The sequence below is a fragment of the Vibrio lamellibrachiae genome (assembly GCF_050337265.1).
Lineage (GTDB): Bacteria > Pseudomonadota > Gammaproteobacteria > Enterobacterales > Vibrionaceae > Vibrio > Vibrio kyushuensis.
In genome coordinates, this window is record NZ_JAKJSU010000009.1 from 233,362 (window position 1) to 251,171 (window position 17,810).

A 17,810-nucleotide genomic window follows, 5' to 3' on the forward strand; every position below is an offset into this window, starting at 1 on the left:
AACCCGATAGCGAATTACTCGTTATCGGGTTTTCTTTTCGTGTCGTTTATAACACCACGAGCATGGAATTATTTGATCATATCAGGTGGAATGATCGAATCACAAATTGACTCTATCCATCTGAATTTTTCTGATTTCAAATACTTACTGTTATACAAAAGCCCAACTTTAATCTCATTGCGCTTTTCAATATCAAAAACTTCTACGTAGCCATATTGTCTGTCATCAATGGTGTTCATTAACGACTTTGGAGCCACAAAGACCAAATCTGAATTACGAACCGAACTTAGAAGTGGATTAATAGCTTGGCTTCTAAATTTTGGTCTGAAGTAATCTTCCGTCTTTACGAAATCAGCAAGCAACATATGCCTATGATTGAATTCAGGAATAATTAAACCACCAATATCGAATTTAAGCATTTCATTGATAGAGACTGTTGCGCCTTCCAGCGGGTGCTCTTTGCGCACGATACCAACAAAATCAAGTAAGCCTATCGGTACTTGTCTTAGTTCTTTTGATACATCAAGTGGATAGTAGCTAACGGCAAAGTCTAGCTCACCATTAATCAGCTCCGCGCCAGTTTTTGCTGAGTAACTCAATAGCTCGACCGTCACGTTCGGCGCTGATTGAGTAATCGCCTCACAAATTTGATAGCCATGTGTTTCTATTAAGAATCCATTCATCGCGATTTTAATCACACCAACCTGTTTTTCAGGTAAGAACTCTTCACCCGACAGTGCTTCAGTTAAATCCTCAAACACTTTAGGTAAACGCTCTGCCAATTCTTCACCTTTAGGCGTCAACTTCAACCCACGAGATTGACGAATAAAGAGTGGATCACCTAGCTGATCTCTTAGCTTAGCGAGATTTCGACTAACGGCTGGCTGACTTGTATTGAGACGTTCTGCTGTTCTATTGGTATTTTTTTCTTGCAGTAAAACCAATAAGGTTTTCAACAAATTCAAGTCAAGGTGATGAAGATTCATCAATGGTTCCTCATAAATATATGGAAAACTTAATATCAACGACATGGCGGGTTCGCTATTCAACGAACAAGCATTGTCGTGCTAATTATGTCACATCAAAGCATTCATTTGGAAAATAGAACATGTTCATGCTTACAATATGTCATATTGCTGCCAATTTTATTTAACCAACAGCAAGATTGTGTCGTTATTCGTCTGTTTCTTAAGCGTATTTAAACAATAAATTGATTAAGCTGCTTGTTCTGTTCTTCTATATGTTCAGACTGCTGGTTCACTTGGTCACTCGTATGGGAAGCTTTACCCGCGACTTTGTCTGACAGCTCTTTAATACTGACGGTGTTGTTATTGATCTCTTCCGCAACAAGGCTTTGCTCTTCTGCAGCCGAAGCAATTTGAATGTTCATTTCTGTAATTGAAGAGATAGCTGAACGAATATCTTCCAGCGCATGATTTGCGGTTTGCGCCTGCTCAACGGTCGACATCGCAAGGCTGTGACTGGTATTCATGGTCTTAGTCACCGATTGAGAGCCTTCTTGAAGCTTATCAATCATAGAGCGAATCTCAGTAGTTGAATCCTGAGTACGCTTTGCAAGTGTTCTCACTTCATCGGCAACAACGGCAAAGCCACGACCTGACTCTCCAGCGCGGGCTGCTTCAATCGCTGCGTTGAGCGCCAGTAAGTTAGTTTGATCGGCTATTTCATTAATAACGCTAACAATGGATTCGATATTACCAATTGAGTTACCCAGATCTCTTACTGCACTCATTGAATCATCAAGCTGATCCCCTAAGTTCTGAATCGCTTGCGTGGTTTCAAGGACAATGCTACTGCCTTCACCCGCTGCAACATCAGCGGTTTGTGCTGACTCTGCGGCACTTTGAGCATTCTGAGCAACAAGACCCGATGTGGTAGACATTTCATTCATCGCCGTCGCCAATTGTTCAACTTCTTGTTGCTGGGTAAATAACAACCCTTCTGAATCTTTCGCGCTATTCGCTGCAACGCTTGAATACTGAGTAATGTGCGTTGCTGTTTGTTTGGTATCTTGGATAAGCTCTTGAATCACTGCAACGAAGCCATTGAAGCTAGTCGCAAGCTCTTTAAACTCTTGATCTGTATTGGTATCAAGACGCTTTGTTAGATCGCCATCACCTGAAGCAACATTTTTCATCGCTTGATTGAGTGCCGATAACGGACGCATTAAGACCTTCATTGCGCCAATAAACACAGCGAATGAAATAATTGAGATAACCAGAAATAGAATCAACACCGTCACTTTCATCTCTTCCAGTGGTAAATGTGTTTCGTCATAAGGCAGTAAAATACCAACAAACCAGTTTTCACCAGCTGTCGCATGGAAATCGAGGTAATACTGTTTGCCTTGAACATCAATCAGCTCAGTGCGTTCAACAATCGCACTGCGCCCAATAAATTTCGACATGTGCTCGCCGTTAAGATTGTTATCAGGGTGTGCGATGACAGTACCATCACCATCGACAACAAATACCGTTGCGTATTCAAGCTCAACGTTAGAAATCAGCGACGCCAGTGACGTCAGATCTACATCAAAAAACGACGCTCCCACAAAACCACTTGTACTATATACAGGCTGTGAAATAGAGATAAGAACCGCACCTGTGCCTTCATCCACATAAGGTTTGGTTACACTCTGCTTTCCATTACGCTTGGCATCTTGATACCAAGGACGTGTACGTGAATCCCAATTTGAAGGGGCTGTCCAACCAGAATCGTTATGAATGATTGAACCATCACTCTCATAACCAATCCCAGCAGTAACAAAAACACTGGCCAAGCTTTGTTGCTCAATTAGGCCTTTAACGTCTTCAGTTTCTGTACTTGCCAGTAAACCTGATAGGTAGTTGGCTAAATTTCTTTTCCCTTGTAGCTCACTATTAATCACTTCAGCCACTTGGCTCGCTGCCAGTTCAATCGTGGACTCAATCGTCTTTTCTACTTCTTGGCTAATGGTCCGGTACTGAATAAAGCTTAATACTGACAGGCCAATCAAACTAATTAGCGTGCCTAGAGCAAGTACTTTTGTGCTGAATTTCATGGATCGAGTGATTCCTTAAATTGATAAAGAGCAGGAGAAAATTTGTGCGGTAGTGTAGCGATATATCAATTTGTGTATAGGAATAACGATTATTCCTAAAACAACAAACACTCAAATCAATGACCACACTTGGACTAATGTTAAATCTATTTATAAATCAAGCGTGAATAAATAAAAGTTGAGGGTGAACTCGGAATAAAGGTTATTCCATAAAAAATATCACAGTGTGTAAAGTACGCAGCAGATCAATAAATAAGGTACAACACATTATGTCGACCAATAACGAACCCCAAGCACCTATGGAAGGGCAATGGGCTAAATTGACTAGGATTGTCAAAACTACCGTAATGTTTATCATCAAAACCGTTATCATTCTCGGTACATTAGTTAGCTCATCTGTTGGGCTATCTAAGCTTGGCACCATTCATGGTAAGGATCTTCCTGAAGAGTATTTTTCTAATGGCTTCCCTACAATTCTAAAGCTGCTTGATTCTGAAATCTTTATGGGTTTCGTTTTCTTCGTCACTGTCGCCATCATCGTTTATGTTATTTACCTCTTCTGGCAGCTGCATGAAGTTGCTGTCCACAAGGCAGCAGAGATGTCGAGCGCACATACTCAAATCGTATTTGCACTGTCTCTATGTGGCCTATTTATTGATAAAGCATGGTGGGTACTTGCCATCATCATCGCATTCGCTCGTTGGGATGTTCTTGCAAGAGAACTTTCAAACATCATCCGTAACGGTCGTAAACCAGCAGCAGTCAAGGTAGAGGAATAAGCCATGAAAGAAATAATGCTCCCTTATGTACTTATCTGTTGGATCTTAGTTAAAACAGGTGTGATTTCGTGGACACTACGCAACGCGGTTATCATCGTCGGTACAGGTGTAATGCTTGCATTTGCACTCTTTACTGCTCACCGTTTCTGGTCTCCAGCGGATTTAACAGACAGTACGACTGTTAAAGCGCCACACGCTGTTCTTAGCCCACTATTGGGCCAAGAAGTAGAAACCGTCTTTGTTGACCACAACCAAATGGTTAAAAAAGGCGATCTTATCTACACGCTAAAAGCGGAAGATACGGAGTACCAATTAGAAGGATTGGATGCACAAAAGAAAGCAGCGCACGCTGAAATCTTAGCGCTAACACTGAAAATTGAGAACGACGAGCGTAACCTTGACCGATTAACGAAACTTAATGACTTTGCACAACAGTCTGCACGTGACGATCTGCAAACAAGCATCGAATCTACTCATGCTCAAATCGCTTCTGCACACGCTCAAATCCTAGCTCTAGATGCACAAGTTGCGACGGCTAAATGGCAAAATGAGCGCCGTGAAGTGCGAGCTCCATTTGATGGACAACTTGCGATCGCCAACCTTGTTGACGGTACTCGTGTCGGTAACATGCACTTGTACAACACTGGTAAGAAGTTTGTTGAAATGCGTATTGCAGATCAAACCTTCCGTGGCATCGAAATAGGTCAATTTGCTGAGTTTTACGTTGATGCATACCCAGGTGAAATTTTCCGTGGCCGCGTACACAGTGTAACAACCGGTACTGGTGAAGCGCGCGTTTCAGTATTAAACGGCTCACAACATGTTCGCCAACACGTTGGTAATAACATGGGATCACACGGCCGTACAATTATCATCGAATTTGAAGAGCCAGAAGGTTACAACGTACCTATCGGTGCTACAGGTTCAGGTTGGGTTTCAGCTAAAAAGCCTCACCCAATGCTTGGTTTCATGGACATCATCGGTGGTGCTACCGTACGTTTAAAGGCTTATAAAGCATACCTTTCAGCGCTATAGTTCATTTTCATTACATACTAAAAAGGGAAGCAATGCGCTTCCCTTTTTCTTTTCTTCAAAACAAAAGCTTTATATGCCTTTGTTGTTTTCTATCCATATTTCAACTGTCTGTTTGATAATCGGTTCGATGATGCTCGCAAGCCATTGTTGTTTTGGAGAGTGGCGCAAAGAAGCCTTCATAATTAAAGCAACATCTAGATTGAGTTTTACATGATGGTCAGACTCAAAGTACGGCTCGTATTTAAGCGTAAAGCAACTATCCATCATATCATTCATAACCACTTGATTATCTATGATAATTCCGACTTCAATATTAGGATCTAACGTACGAAAATGATCAGCACTCTCATTGATTCCTGGCACTAGAAATTTAATGTACTCGCCTTCTTTATTGCCCGCAAAATAACCAGCGCCTGAATGAACTCGCTTTTGATAAAAAGTTTGCGGTTTGTCGTTGATCGCATGTAAGCCAATATCGACTTCCTCAGCCAGTATCAGTGGCTCTGAACCATTAGTCCATTCGCGAAGTTCGATAAGCGCCTTGGTCTCTTTTCTTAATGCGACAATTAAATCTTTACCAATATTAGCCAAGTAAGGGCTGACAATATGAATCGTGACCTTATCCAATGACATTGGGTCAAAACGCTCTGGCTCTAAAGCAATGGTTAACTGCTCAAGTGCATTTCTTACTTTAGGTTCTATTGATTCAGCATAACTAGTAGGAACAAGACCCATGGAATTGCGTAAAAATAGAGGATCGCCTAAGTCTTCACGCAGTTGCGCTAATACTTTGGATACATACGATTGGGAACGGCCCAACTTCGTTGCTGCCCGCTGGGTAGAACGTGTATGCATTAACGCTAGAAAAACATGTAGGGCATTTAAATCATTCATTTATAAGTAATCACTGTCTGTATTTTTATTATTTTTCGTAAAGCTATTCGATTATGTCGCAAGTCTATCATTACAGCCTAGCTTGAGACCTCTGACTAGATAAGGTTTTCCTGAATAAAGATCACCCTTCTATTCTCAAGTCGATTTTACAACTGTATTGCAAGTATTAAGTCGGAATAAGCTTTATTCCAATTGTACGGGAACGATTAGTTACAATTCAACGCAAATTTAACTGTCTATGTCACAAGGATTCATAGGCTTTCGTTCGAGGCAGGAAGCTTCCTATAAGAGTGACTGAATAATGCAAACATCAATGTCCCCGACTCTACAATCTAAAACTCGCCATGCTACCCCTATTTTCGCTTTGTCTCTTCTAGGCGCGGCTATGTTTAGTGCTACCGCTGCAAATGCAAGCGGCTTATTCATGCAAGAGGCTATCGTTGCCAATGCTGGTACTGGTGGCGCAGGTGACGGTGTTTACACTCAATCTGCTGCTGCAATGTGGGCAAACCCAGCAACCATGTCTCACATGGGTGAAAGTCTTACGACTATTAACACCATGCTGCTCGATTTAGAAATGAAGTACGCAGATTCAGGCGATAAACAAAACGGCAAGGCTGATACAGTTATGCCCTCTATCGGTATCTTCCATGCTCGTCAACTGAACGACGATGTGCACCTTGGTTTGGCTCTGGGAACTGTTGGCGGTTCTAGCGCTAGCTATGGTAACGACTGGGCAGGTAGCAATTTAATGACAGATGTAACTCTGACTGCACTTCAATTCAACCCTTCTCTTAGCTTCCGAGTTACAGACCAAGTTTCTTGGGGTATTGGCGCGCAGTTTAACTGGGCTTCACTTGAAATGGGATTGGCTTCAGGCTCTGTACAACTAGACAAAGCATCAGATTGGGCTTACGGCTTTAACGCTGGTGTAATGTACAAACAAAGTGAAAAGCTAGACCTTGGCTTTAGTTTCCGTTCTAAAGTAGAGCACGACTTCTCAACAACGTTAAGCGGTCCAGCAGGAAACAACCCAGCAGTTGCTTCTGAGATTTCAGTGCCTGCAATCGTGGATTTGAGCGCTAGCTACGCAGCGACGAACCAATTGAACATTCTAGCCTCTATTCAACTTCACCGCTGGAGTGAATGGGACGAGACTGTGTTTGATTTTGGGGTAGTTGATACTAATCCAATTGCGATCGATCGTGACTGGGATGATGTGTGGAAGTTTGCACTAGGTGCTGATTACCAACTCAATACTGATTGGCGCTTGAAAGCAGGCTTCTCTTACGAAACTTCACCACAAGATGACCCAAGTAAACAGTGGGTTGACCTGCCAGTGGGTGACCAATACCGCTACTCTGTGGGCGCAACGACAACTTGGGATGATTACACATTCGACGTATTCTATGAGTACGCTGACCTTGGCAGCGTAGATATTGCTAAAGGTGGGCAAAATGTGGGAATTAACGGTACATTCGATGGTCGAATCCACTTCGTTGGCATGAGTGTGACTTTCTAAGTTAGTGCTCGAAAAACAAAACATAAATAAATTTGATCTTTCTCTGCCTGCGCACTCTCAGTGCGCAGGCAGAGAGTTTCGAACGTTACAATAATGGCCGAATATTTGGATAGGTTTTCATTATCCGTGTAAGCGATACAGCAAGAATATCAGCGGTATCACCGACTCCCTCAACCCATATTTGGGTGCAGCACTCACTTTGAAGTCTAATTCATGAAAAAATCTTTAATTTCTATCTTTGCACTGACCGCGTGTGCTTTTTCTGTGCAAGCAGAAGAAGAAAAGCACCACGAAGACCCGACTAAAATTGTCACCAAAGCAGGTCTTGCTTACGTTGATGGTGTGCAGTTCTCAGGCTCAATAGGCCTAGATGACGCCCGCATGATCAACGCCCGTATTAACTCAGATGGAGATGAGTGGCGTGTCGGGGGGTCTTGGCTATTGCCGATGGGCATCCTCAATTTTAACTTTAGCCGAGCAGAGTACGATCACGATGGTTATAAAAATAACTACAGCATCGGCTCATTTGTTCCGCTGAGTTACTTTGATATTACCCCTTACGGTTGGCAAATCTTCCCTATGGCGGGCTACAGCTATAATGATGGTGAAATCGCTGGAGAAAAATCCGAGAGTGACAACGACTACGTTATGACTCGCTTTACCTCTCATGGTGGTTATGTGGGCATGTTTGCTCTAAAGCCACTCAGCGAGAAATGGTCACTGATGACTTTTGGTGGCGGTTCGATGGGGTCTGATGACTACTCTGGTTATTGGGTTGGTGCGGGGCTAAGCCACAAACTGACTCAAGCTCAATCATTCAATTTCTTTGGTGTTATGGCAGACGACGATTTCGGCCAAAACAACCGTATGGGAATTTCATATACCTACGAGTTTAATTAACGCCTTTTCACGCGCAATAAATCACTCATCTCACAAAAGCGTAGTTAATCCACTGCGCTTTTTTGTTCTGGCTTCTACCTTAAAATAACGACCTAAAAGCCAAGATTCAAACATTCACTCACCTGCACCATCACTACTAATAAACACAATAAACTTCGACCAATAAACATCACAGCTCAAATCTTTACACCTCTAATGCTTAGCACTCAAACTATCAATAACCAATTGTTTTTAAACAACTAACCTAACAAAACCACGAAATCCGCACTCACCCACCCCTAAATAATAGTTTGAACTCTAATGAATTATCTGTCATTTTATAATTAATTGAACGTTCAATAAAAAATAAAAAGGACCAAAAATGCCCAAGGTCGGGATGCCTGATATACGTAAACCGCAGCTTGTTAAAGCGACAATGACGGTCATTGATCGTGTCGGATTGCACGCGGCGAGCATTGCTTTGATCAGCAAAGAAGCTGGTGTATCTACAGGGATCATTAATCACTACTTTGGTGGCAAACATGGCCTTCTTGAAGAGACCATGAGAGCGATCCTTCGCCAGCACTCCGATACCATTGGTTCATTGCTCAAAGCATTACCTGCCAATGCCCACCAACAAAGAATTAACGCCATCATCAGTGGCAACTTTGAAGGTTATCAGGCTGAAAACAAGGTGGCGAAAACATGGTTGGCATTTTGGTCTTACTCAATGCATGACGCCCAACTTAAGCGGCTACAGCGCGTAAATGAAAAGCGATTGCTGTCTCATTTACGAATCGAATTGAAAGCACTATTGAACACAGAACAAGCAGAACTCGTTGCACAAGGTATCGCGTCCCTCATTGACGGTATTTGGCTGAGAGGCACATTGAACCCTGAAGGGATTAACGCTGACAGAGCGCGCGCCATCATCAATGACTACCTTGAAAAACAGCTCACGTTTTACGCTTGCACCTCAAACACCACTAATTATTAAGTCAGATACTCAAATGGAAATGAACTCGTTATACATCGACGGCAAAATCTCACCCGTAACATCTGGTGAACATTTTACTAGCACGAATCCTGCTAATGGCGAGACTATCGCAATACTTGGTCAAGCTTCACAGCAAGACATCGAAAGAGCAGTTAAATCAGCCCAGCATGGATTTAGTGTTTGGTCTGCTATGTCAGCAGTAGAGCGCAGCCGTATATTGCTGAAAGCTGTAGAAATCCTTAGAGCACGAAACAATGAGCTTGCTGAGCTTGAAGTGGCCGATACTGGTAAGCCTCTACAAGAAGCCATTGAAGTTGATGTCGCCTCTGGCGCGGATGTTATTGAGTACTTCGCAGGTCTTATTCCTTCTATGCAAGGTGAGCAACAACCATTGAGCGAGAACCAGTTTTTCTACACTCGCCGTGAACCATTAGGTGTCTGTGCAGGTATCGGCGCGTGGAACTACCCGATTCAAATCGCGATGTGGAAATCAGCCCCTGCTCTAGCAGCAGGCAATGCGATGCTCTTCAAACCATCAGAAGAAACGCCTTTAACGGCACTAAAACTTGCTGAAATATTCACCGAAGCAGGGCTACCTGATGGCGTATTTAACGTCGTTCAAGGTGACTATCGTGTTGGCCAAATGCTGACGGCTCACCCTGACATTGCCAAAGTATCATTCACAGGCGAAACAGGGACGGGTAAAGCGGTCATGGCAGACAGCGCTAAGACTCTGAAAAGCGTCACGATGGAGCTTGGTGGTAAATCACCACTGATCGTATTTGATGACGCTAAGTTAAACGATGCTGTGTCGGCCTCGATGGTTGCGAACTTCTATACACAAGGTGAAGTTTGTACCAACGGCACGCGCGTTTATGTTCATGAAAACATCTATGACGATTTCATCGCTCAATTAAAAACCCGTACAGAGAAGCTCGTCGTTGGCGACCCAATGAATATGGACACTCAAATTGGCGCGCTCATCTCCAAAGATCATCTATCTAAAGTGCTCAATGCCATTGAACAAGCAAAGCAATCCGGTGCAACCTTGCTAACTGGCGGTTATCAGGTAACAGAAAATGGGCTGGAAAGTGGCAACTTTGTCATTCCAACCGTTTTTGTTGATTGCGAAGATGATATGCCCCATGTGCAGCAAGAGATTTTTGGCCCTGTCATGTCAGTGCTTAAATTCACCGATGAAGACGATGTTATTCGTCGCGCAAACGACACTAAGTATGGTCTCGCCGCAGGCATCTTCACACAGAATCTATCTCGTGCTCATCGCGTAATTCATCAAATGCAAGCTGGGATCTGTTGGGTAAACACTTGGGGTGACTCTCCAGCTGAAATGCCTGTTGGCGGTTATAAGCAATCAGGTATCGGACGTGAAAATGGCCCAGAAACCTTACTTAGCTATACCCAAACAAAGAGCATTCTCATCGAACTTGGAGACTACGCCAGCCCGTATGCTTAATCCTTATGCTGATTTGAACACTCAACACAAATTATAAGTTTTCTAGCCCTTTAACCTCATTAAAAAATAGTGCTTAAACCTAAAGCACAAACAAGAGATTACACAACGGGGCTAGACACCACGGAGACACAACATGCAACAACGCTACGATTATATTATCGTCGGTGCGGGTTCGGCCGGCTGCGTATTAGCTGATCGGCTAACCGAAAGCGGTCAACACAGCGTATTACTTTTAGAAGCTGGCGGAACGGATATGAGTATTTTCATCCAGATGCCAACGGCGCTTTCGTACCCAATGAACACTGACAAATACACGTGGCAATTTGAAACGCAGCAAGAGTCTGGCCTAGATGGACGACAGCTGCACTGCCCACGCGGGAAAGTTCTCGGTGGCAGCTCTTCAATTAACGGCATGGTGTATGTTCGTGGTCACGCTTGTGATTTTGATGAGTGGGAAGAAAAAGGCGCAGCAGGTTGGAACTACCAAGCCTGTTTACCTTATTTCCGCCGTGCTGAAACATGGATACAAGGTGAAGACAAATACCGTGGCGGTAATGGCCCGTTAGGCACCTGTGGCGGTAATGAAATGGAACTGAACCCTCTTTACCAAGCGTTTATCGACGCAGGTCAAGATGCAGGCTACCCGAAAACTGAAGATTACAACGGCTACCAGCAAGAAGGCTTTGGCCCGATGCACATGACCGTTGATAAAGGTATTCGCGCTTCCACTTCAAACGCCTATCTTCGACGCGCTCTAAAACGTTCAAACGTCACTCTTATGAAGGGTGTAGTTACCCGTAAGGTTCTTCTTGAAGAAAGAGGCCTCGAAAATAAAGTCGCGGTGGGCGTTGAGTTTGAAAAGTCAGGCAAGATCATTGAAGTTCGTGCCAACAAAGAAGTGATTTCAAGCGCTGGCTCTATCGGCTCAGTTCAACTTCTACAACTCTCTGGCATCGGCCCTAAAGCGGTGCTCGATAAAGCAGGCGTTGAGCTAAAACATGAGCTAGCTGGCGTTGGTGAAAACCTTCAAGACCACTTAGAAGTCTATTTCCAGTATCACTGCAAGAAACCAATCACTTTGAATGGCAAGCTCGATTTAGTCAGCAAAGGGATGATTGGCGCAGAATGGATCCTCACTCGAAAAGGGCTTGGCGCAACTAACCACTTTGAATCGTGTGCTTTTATTCGCTCACGCAAAGGGCTGAAATGGCCAAACATTCAATACCACTTTCTTCCAGCCGCGATGCGTTATGACGGCCAAGCCGCATTTGATGGACATGGTTTCCAAGTTCATGTTGGTCCGAATAAGCCAGAGAGCCGCGGTACGGTGTCCATCACCTCTGCTGACCCTCACGCTGAACCTGAAATCATATTCAACTACATCTCGACCGAACAAGATCGCCAAGATTGGCGTGATTGCATTCGCTTAACTCGCGAGATTTTATCTCAACCTGCGATGGATGGCTTCCGTGGTGAAGAGATTCAACCGGGAGAAGAAATCACCTCGGATGAAGATATCGATAAATGGGTAAAAGAGAACGTGGAGAGTGCTTATCACCCTTCTTGCGGCTGCAAAATGGGCGCAGACAACGACCCTATGGCGGTACTCGATGAACAGTGTCGTGTTCGCGGCATCAACAACCTTCGTGTTGTGGACTCATCGATTTTCCCAACCATTCCTAATGGAAACTTGAACGCGCCAACCATTATGGTCGCCGAGCGAGCAGCAGACATGATTCTTGGTAACTCAATGCTAGAACAACAGAATGTTCCAGTATGGATATCACCAGAATGGGAAGAGAAACAACGAATTAATCAACCTTTGAGAGAACTCGATAACCTCTCTTAAAGGCAACTAGATAAACACATTATTATAAAAACAATAAGTTAGAACGAAAATAGTCAGTCGTCACCGACCGTAATCACATATAGAGGAACTGCTTAAACCAGTTTCAAGGATCGATTAAAAGGAATCATTATGTCAACCATGAAAAAGACACTTGCAACACTCGCGATCAGCTCACTCGCATTTAACGCTTATGCAGCGATTGAAGCTAAACAGTGTGAAAACGTGCGTTTTGCCGATGTAGGCTGGACAGACATCACAGCAACAACCGCTGTGACAACGGAACTACTAAAAGGGCTTGGTTACACAACAAAAACTGACCTTCTCTCTGTTCCTGTTACCTACTCATCAATGGCGAATGGCGATATCGATGTTTTTCTCGGTAACTGGATGCCAACAATGGAAGGTGACATCGCGAAATACCGTGAAGCAGGAACCGTTGAAACAGTACGCGCTAACCTAGAAGGTGCAAAGTACACATTAGCCGTACCGAAATACGTCTACGATGCAGGCGTAACAAGCTTCGCAGCTCTAGTTAAACATGCCGACAAATTTAAAGACCGCATCTACGGCATCGAACCGGGTAACGATGGTAACCGCCTTATCCAAGACATGATTGATTCAGATGCATTTGGTCTAAAAGAGTTCAACCTTGTTGAGTCAAGTGAAGCAGGCATGGTGTCGCAAGTTACTCGCGCCGTTCGTCGTAACCAATGGATCGTTTACCTTGGTTGGGCACCACACCCAATGAACAGCAATGTTGAGATGGAATACCTTTCTGGTGGCGACGATTTCTTTGGTGCTAACTATGGCGGCGCAAGCGTCTACACCAATGTTCGTTCTAACTACCTGTCAGAGTGTCAAAACGTTGGTCAGCTTCTACAAAACCTAGAGTTCACGCTAGAGATGGAAAACGAGTTGATGGAGGCCATTCTTAACCAAAACGTACAACCAGAAGAAGCTGCTCAACAGTGGCTAAAAAACAATCCAGCGCAAGTAAAAGCATGGCTTGAAAACGTGAAAACGCTTCAAGGTGATGTTGCAGCACAAGCCGTGACTGATTATCTAAAGCAAGTTAAAGCGTAGCTAAATATCTAAAATAGATAGCTAGGTTTTATAAGTAATGGTGGGTTTCGGCCCACCCTATACCGATAGATTTATAAAAGTAACGATAAAGATTCTCTCAGTAATATCTCTTAGAAAGATCACGAAAAAACAAACAGTAAAGGCATTAATGTGAATTTTATTACGGATAACAAAATACCTGTAGGTCAATGGATGGAGGCTGGCGTTGACTGGCTAACAATCAATGCGGCAGGCTTTTTTGACGCCATTTCATTCTTTTTAGAAACGGTCATCCTATTTTTGGTCGACATCTTCAAATGGATGCCGCCTGCTCTCCCAATTCTTATCACTGCAGCCATTGCTTGGTTTTTACATCGCAAGCCTTCGCTTGTCATATTCGTAGTCGCCGCTCTTCTCACCATTCTCAATCTCGGTTACTGGCAAGAGATGCTAGAAACCTTTGTTCTCGTTTTCGCTGCGACCTCAATCTCTGTATTAGTCGGTGTTCCAATTGGCATCATGGCCGCACACCGACCATGGCTCTACACCGCGCTTCGACCTATTCTCGATCTCATGCAAACCGTTCCAACGTTTGTATACCTAATTCCAACACTGGTTCTATTTGGACTCGGCATTGTACCGGGCCTTATCTCTACCATTATTTTTGCCATTGCAGCCCCTATACGCCTGACTTACCTTGGCGTAATCAAAGTACCCGAAGAGCTCATTGAAGCTGGTAAAGCCTTTGGTGCAAGCAAAATGAAACTGCTACTGAAAGTAGAGTTACCTGCCGCACTGCCTAGCATTATGGCCGGTGTGACTCAATGCATCATGCTCTCACTCTCTATGGTGGTGATTGCTGCATTAGTGGGTGCCGATGGCCTAGGAAAACCAGTGGTTCGCGCGCTTAATACCGTGAATATCTCACAAGGATTTGAAGCTGGTCTGGCTATCGTACTGGTAGCAATGATTCTTGACCGCCTATGTAAGACACCAAACCAGAAGGACGCATAACGATGACGATTAAATCGAACGATACTCCAGTTATTGAGACCCTATCTATCGATAAGGAAGGTTCTGATGCGATTACCATCAAAAATCTTGATGTTGTGTTTGGTGATAAAACAGCATTAGCGCTAGAGCAGTTGGACCAAGGTAAAACTCGCCAAGAAATCATTGATGAAACTGGTCAAGTTGTGGGTGTCGACAACGTATCACTCTCTGTTAAAGAAGGTGAGATTTGTGTTTTGATGGGTTTGTCTGGCTCTGGAAAATCAAGCTTATTGCGCGCAGTCAATGGGTTGAATGAAATCAGCCGCGGAACATTGGAAATTAAAGATGGCGATACACAGGTTGATTTGGCCCAGTGTGACGAATCCACCTTACGTCATCTACGTACGCACCGTGTTTCAATGGTATTCCAAAAATTCGCTCTTATGCCTTGGTTATCAGTCCTTGATAACGTGGCATTTGGTTTAGAGATGCAAGGTGTGCCAAAAGCAGAACGCCGTGCGAAAGCCAGAGAACAGATAGAAATGGTCGGTCTTGCCGAGTGGGAAAGTAAATTCCCACACGAGCTTTCTGGCGGAATGCAGCAACGTGTTGGTCTTGCTCGCGCTTTTGCTATGGATACCGACATTCTGCTGATGGATGAACCGTTTTCAGCGCTCGATCCACTGATCCGTGCCCAGTTGCAAGATGAGCTGTTACTTCTACAAAGTAAACTCAACAAAACGATTTTGTTTGTGAGCCACGATTTAGATGAAGCACTTAAAATTGGCAACAACATTGCCATTATGGAATCTGGAAAGTTGATTCAGCACGGTAAGCCTGAAGAGATCGTACTCACGCCGAAGACTGAATACGTTCGAGACTTTGTCGCTCATACCAATCCGCTTAACGTATTAAAAGGTCGCTCATTGATGCAGCCTTTAGACGCTTTAACACAAGATGATGAACGCTGGCAGATCTGTGATTCAAAAGATTTGTGGGTTAAACAACATCAAGATGAAGTGAAAATCGTCGGTGAATCAACGTTAACCTTGGTCAAATGGCACGATTCAAACTGCGATCTAGAGTCAATTGATGCTTCTACTGTTGTCGTCACTAGCCCTGAAATAGGTATGCGTGATGCCATCAAACTAAAGCAGCTCAGTAACTACCCTATTCTTTTAGTTGAAGATAACCAGTTAGTCGGCATTCTCGATAATAGTGAGTTCTACAACGCTCTGATTGGCAATTTTCAATCCAATAATGCCGCTTAAGCCAACATATATAGACTAAAATTATAACAAAGGGGTGAGATTCCCCTTTCGCACATTAGAAAAGATTGAGAATAGTGCGAACATGAGTACAATGCGAAAAATTAACGAAGTAATTCTTCCATTTCAATACAGCATTATACAAAGGTCCGTCACTTGGAAAAACATGATGAAATTCTAGTCGCTATTCGCCAGATCATTCGCGCAATCGACTTACAATCAAAAAAATTAAGTAAAGAGTATGGCTTGACCGGCCCTCAGTTAATTTTGATGCGTGCTATCCAAGAAATGCATAATGTGACGATCAAAGAATTATCAAATCACACCAATGTAAGCCAAGCGACGACAACGACAATTATCGATCGTTTAGAGTTGAACGGTTACGTACAGCGTGTTCGCAGTGAATCGGATCGACGTAAAGTTCATGCCAATCTCACTGAAAAAGGCAAAGTTTTACTCAGTAAAGCACCACAGCCTCTGCAGGATAGCTTCGTCAATAAATTTCAAAATCTAGAAGCTTGGGAGCAGAGCCTACTGTTATCTTCAATGCAACGCGTCTCTTCCATGATGAATGCTGAAGATATTGATGCTGCGCCTGTTCTTCAGTTAGAGAGTATCGCTAAAACCTAATGTTTCAGCGACGAGTTCGGGTTCCTATTCAGTATCAATACCAACGAATATGGAACCCACGTACTTGTTCAAATTAGCCCATTGTTTGTAGCTCTTTAAGAGCTTCAGCTAAATAGCTTTGTATGTGACCTTTCAAACCGCGAGCTTTCGCACCTAATAATTTGCCACTCGGCCATATCAGATACAACTCTCGTTTTGGGCCTTGCCAATCAGGCAGAGGCAACACCAAATCCCCACGGTTTAGATAGTCCAAAACCTCCGTCGCCGGTAATAACGCAAGCCCATGCCCATCTTTAGCGAACTGACTCGCAATATTAATATCGTCTACCGCCAAACTGGATCGCTGATTAATCGTTAGCTCGGTTTTAAACTTTGTATGCTTAAAAGGCCACGAACTGAGATGAGAGACGGTTATACACTTGTGCTGGTGAATATCCTCCAAGCTTTCCAAAACGGGGCTATTTTGTAAATACTCAGGGGAAGCCACCAATAACGTGGGTATAGAGCCTAACCCGACTTGATATAAGTCTGAATCTCGTTGTGGACCAATCCTCAAAGCAATATCTGCCTGCTCTTCAATAATGTCTTTATTGTCGTTATTGAGCTTCAAATTGAGCTGAATATCGGGGAAGTTACAAATGAACTTAGACCACATTGGTTGAAGAAAGCCAATCGAAATATTGGTTGGAGCAAGGACAGTAAGGCTGCCTTGCAGAGATTGAGCCTCAGAGCTTAGCCCCTCAGAAATAGACTCGAAGTCACTCACCAAGCGACTAAAGGACTCGTAGTAGACCTTACCCTCAGATGTCAGCTTAAACTGCCGAGCCGAACGATGTATTAATTGGCAGCCCAGTTTCTCTTCCAGCTTTTTTAAACGTCGAGTCACCGTTGCCGGAGGGATGTGTAACTGCTTTGCCGCCCCAGCAAGCCCCCGCGCCTGTGCAATATGTATAAAAAGAGCAATATCGTCAAACATGATGCCATTTTTGGAATTGGTTATTGATTTATTAACCATATAAATAATTTATGGAATTATCTATTCTTTTCTTGCACAAAAATCACTCACAAGGAAAACAACATGACGACTTTATTCATCAATGCGGGACTTAAATTAACTGCTGACAGTGACCGAGAATTCGCATTGGAGCAACTTTCTCTGCTCGTTGAGGAGACAAAAAAAGAGCCAGGTTGCCAATATTTTGAATTACTCGTAAATAAGGAAGATGCTACGACTTTCACGCTTTGGGAACGTTGGGACAATGAGCAATCATTGGCGAAACACTTCCAGAAGAGTCATACCAAGGCCTACCTCAATCACAATCTGACTGATGTGGTTTATATCGAAAAACTTGAAGCAGTTTAGGAGA

Annotated in this window: 16 protein-coding genes; 12 read left to right on the forward strand and 4 right to left on the reverse strand. The window is 43.6% G+C overall.

The annotated features are described in order from the left end of the window. Positions 1–68: 68 nt before the first annotated feature. Positions 69–986: a LysR family transcriptional regulator gene (locus L4C54_RS16125; protein ID WP_428808967.1), complete on the reverse strand. Its 918-nt coding sequence runs from the start codon at positions 984–986 to the stop codon at positions 69–71. 212 nt (positions 987–1,198) lie between these two features. Beyond that, positions 1,199–3,061, reverse strand: coding sequence for a methyl-accepting chemotaxis protein (locus tag L4C54_RS16130; RefSeq protein ID WP_428808968.1), 1,863 nt, complete (start codon positions 3,059–3,061; stop codon positions 1,199–1,201). A gap of 269 nt (positions 3,062–3,330) precedes the next feature. Here L4C54_RS16130 and L4C54_RS16135 point away from each other — a divergent pair, with 269 nt between their 5' ends. After that, entirely contained in the window at positions 3,331–3,840 is a 510-nt protein-coding gene (locus tag L4C54_RS16135; protein WP_428808969.1) for a magnesium transporter, read from the forward strand. Positions 3,841–3,843: 3 nt separating this feature from the next. Continuing rightward, the gene (locus tag L4C54_RS16140) at positions 3,844–4,875 is read left to right on the forward strand and encodes an HlyD family secretion protein (protein WP_428803035.1); all 1,032 of its coding nucleotides are present in this window, start codon (positions 3,844–3,846) and stop codon (positions 4,873–4,875) included. A gap of 69 nt (positions 4,876–4,944) precedes the next feature. On the opposite strand, the gene L4C54_RS16145 is transcribed toward L4C54_RS16140, so the two are convergent. Then, on the reverse strand, positions 4,945–5,769 hold the full coding sequence (locus L4C54_RS16145) for a LysR family transcriptional regulator (protein ID WP_428808970.1): 825 nt from the start codon (positions 5,767–5,769) through the stop codon (positions 4,945–4,947). Between the two features lie 313 nt (positions 5,770–6,082). Between L4C54_RS16145 and L4C54_RS16150 the strand changes: the two genes are divergently transcribed. From L4C54_RS16150 to L4C54_RS16190, 9 genes are all read left to right on the forward strand, one after another. Next, entirely contained in the window at positions 6,083–7,291 is a 1,209-nt protein-coding gene (locus L4C54_RS16150) for an OmpP1/FadL family transporter (protein ID WP_428808971.1), read from the forward strand. A gap of 213 nt (positions 7,292–7,504) precedes the next feature. After that, complete coding sequence (locus tag L4C54_RS16155; protein WP_428808972.1) at positions 7,505–8,191, forward strand: hypothetical protein; 687 nt, start codon at positions 7,505–7,507, stop codon at positions 8,189–8,191. A gap of 361 nt (positions 8,192–8,552) precedes the next feature. Next, positions 8,553–9,167: a transcriptional regulator BetI gene (gene betI, locus L4C54_RS16160; RefSeq protein WP_428803039.1), complete on the forward strand. Its 615-nt coding sequence runs from the start codon at positions 8,553–8,555 to the stop codon at positions 9,165–9,167. A gap of 13 nt (positions 9,168–9,180) precedes the next feature. Continuing rightward, positions 9,181–10,641, forward strand: coding sequence for a betaine-aldehyde dehydrogenase (gene betB / locus L4C54_RS16165; RefSeq protein WP_428809064.1), 1,461 nt, complete (start codon positions 9,181–9,183; stop codon positions 10,639–10,641). Between the two features lie 133 nt (positions 10,642–10,774). Further along, entirely contained in the window at positions 10,775–12,490 is a 1,716-nt protein-coding gene (betA, locus tag L4C54_RS16170) for a choline dehydrogenase (RefSeq protein WP_428808973.1), read from the forward strand. A 129-nt stretch (positions 12,491–12,619) separates the two neighbouring features. Continuing rightward, positions 12,620–13,573, forward strand: a complete 954-nt coding sequence (locus tag L4C54_RS16175; RefSeq protein WP_428808974.1) for a choline ABC transporter substrate-binding protein — start codon at positions 12,620–12,622, stop codon at positions 13,571–13,573. A gap of 150 nt (positions 13,574–13,723) precedes the next feature. Then, positions 13,724–14,566 (forward strand): choline ABC transporter permease subunit, encoded by an 843-nt coding sequence (gene choW / locus L4C54_RS16180; protein WP_428803042.1) that lies wholly within the window; start codon positions 13,724–13,726, stop codon positions 14,564–14,566. 2 nt (positions 14,567–14,568) lie between these two features. Beyond that, a complete protein-coding gene (gene choV, locus L4C54_RS16185) occupies positions 14,569–15,816 on the forward strand; it encodes a choline ABC transporter ATP-binding protein (RefSeq protein ID WP_428808975.1) in 1,248 nt (415 codons plus the stop codon). A gap of 153 nt (positions 15,817–15,969) precedes the next feature. After that, on the forward strand, positions 15,970–16,443 hold the full coding sequence (locus L4C54_RS16190; protein WP_428803044.1) for a MarR family winged helix-turn-helix transcriptional regulator: 474 nt from the start codon (positions 15,970–15,972) through the stop codon (positions 16,441–16,443). 73 nt (positions 16,444–16,516) lie between these two features. On the opposite strand, the gene L4C54_RS16195 is transcribed toward L4C54_RS16190, so the two are convergent. Then, the gene (locus L4C54_RS16195) at positions 16,517–17,419 is read right to left on the reverse strand and encodes a LysR family transcriptional regulator (RefSeq protein WP_428808976.1); all 903 of its coding nucleotides are present in this window, start codon (positions 17,417–17,419) and stop codon (positions 16,517–16,519) included. A gap of 102 nt (positions 17,420–17,521) precedes the next feature. Here L4C54_RS16195 and L4C54_RS16200 point away from each other — a divergent pair, with 102 nt between their 5' ends. Beyond that, a complete protein-coding gene (locus tag L4C54_RS16200) occupies positions 17,522–17,806 on the forward strand; it encodes a putative quinol monooxygenase (RefSeq protein ID WP_428808977.1) in 285 nt (94 codons plus the stop codon). The last annotated feature ends 4 nt before the right edge of the window (positions 17,807–17,810 follow it).

Coding starts and splice junctions, on each gene's coding strand:
- L4C54_RS16125 (WP_428808967.1), bottom strand. CDS start 986: ATGAATCTTCATCACCTTGACTTGAATTTGTTGAAAACCTTATTGGTT.
- L4C54_RS16130 (WP_428808968.1), bottom strand. CDS start 3,061: ATGAAATTCAGCACAAAAGTACTTGCTCTAGGCACGCTAATTAGTTTG.
- L4C54_RS16135 (WP_428808969.1), top strand. CDS start 3,331: ATGTCGACCAATAACGAACCCCAAGCACCTATGGAAGGGCAATGGGCT.
- L4C54_RS16140 (WP_428803035.1), top strand. CDS start 3,844: ATGAAAGAAATAATGCTCCCTTATGTACTTATCTGTTGGATCTTAGTT.
- L4C54_RS16145 (WP_428808970.1), bottom strand. CDS start 5,769: ATGAATGATTTAAATGCCCTACATGTTTTTCTAGCGTTAATGCATACA.
- L4C54_RS16150 (WP_428808971.1), top strand. CDS start 6,083: ATGTCCCCGACTCTACAATCTAAAACTCGCCATGCTACCCCTATTTTC.
- L4C54_RS16155 (WP_428808972.1), top strand. CDS start 7,505: ATGAAAAAATCTTTAATTTCTATCTTTGCACTGACCGCGTGTGCTTTT.
- betI (WP_428803039.1), top strand. CDS start 8,553: ATGCCCAAGGTCGGGATGCCTGATATACGTAAACCGCAGCTTGTTAAA.
- betB (WP_428809064.1), top strand. CDS start 9,181: ATGGAAATGAACTCGTTATACATCGACGGCAAAATCTCACCCGTAACA.
- betA (WP_428808973.1), top strand. CDS start 10,775: ATGCAACAACGCTACGATTATATTATCGTCGGTGCGGGTTCGGCCGGC.
- L4C54_RS16175 (WP_428808974.1), top strand. CDS start 12,620: ATGTCAACCATGAAAAAGACACTTGCAACACTCGCGATCAGCTCACTC.
- choV (WP_428808975.1), top strand. CDS start 14,569: ATGACGATTAAATCGAACGATACTCCAGTTATTGAGACCCTATCTATC.
- L4C54_RS16195 (WP_428808976.1), bottom strand. CDS start 17,419: ATGTTTGACGATATTGCTCTTTTTATACATATTGCACAGGCGCGGGGG.
- L4C54_RS16200 (WP_428808977.1), top strand. CDS start 17,522: ATGACGACTTTATTCATCAATGCGGGACTTAAATTAACTGCTGACAGT.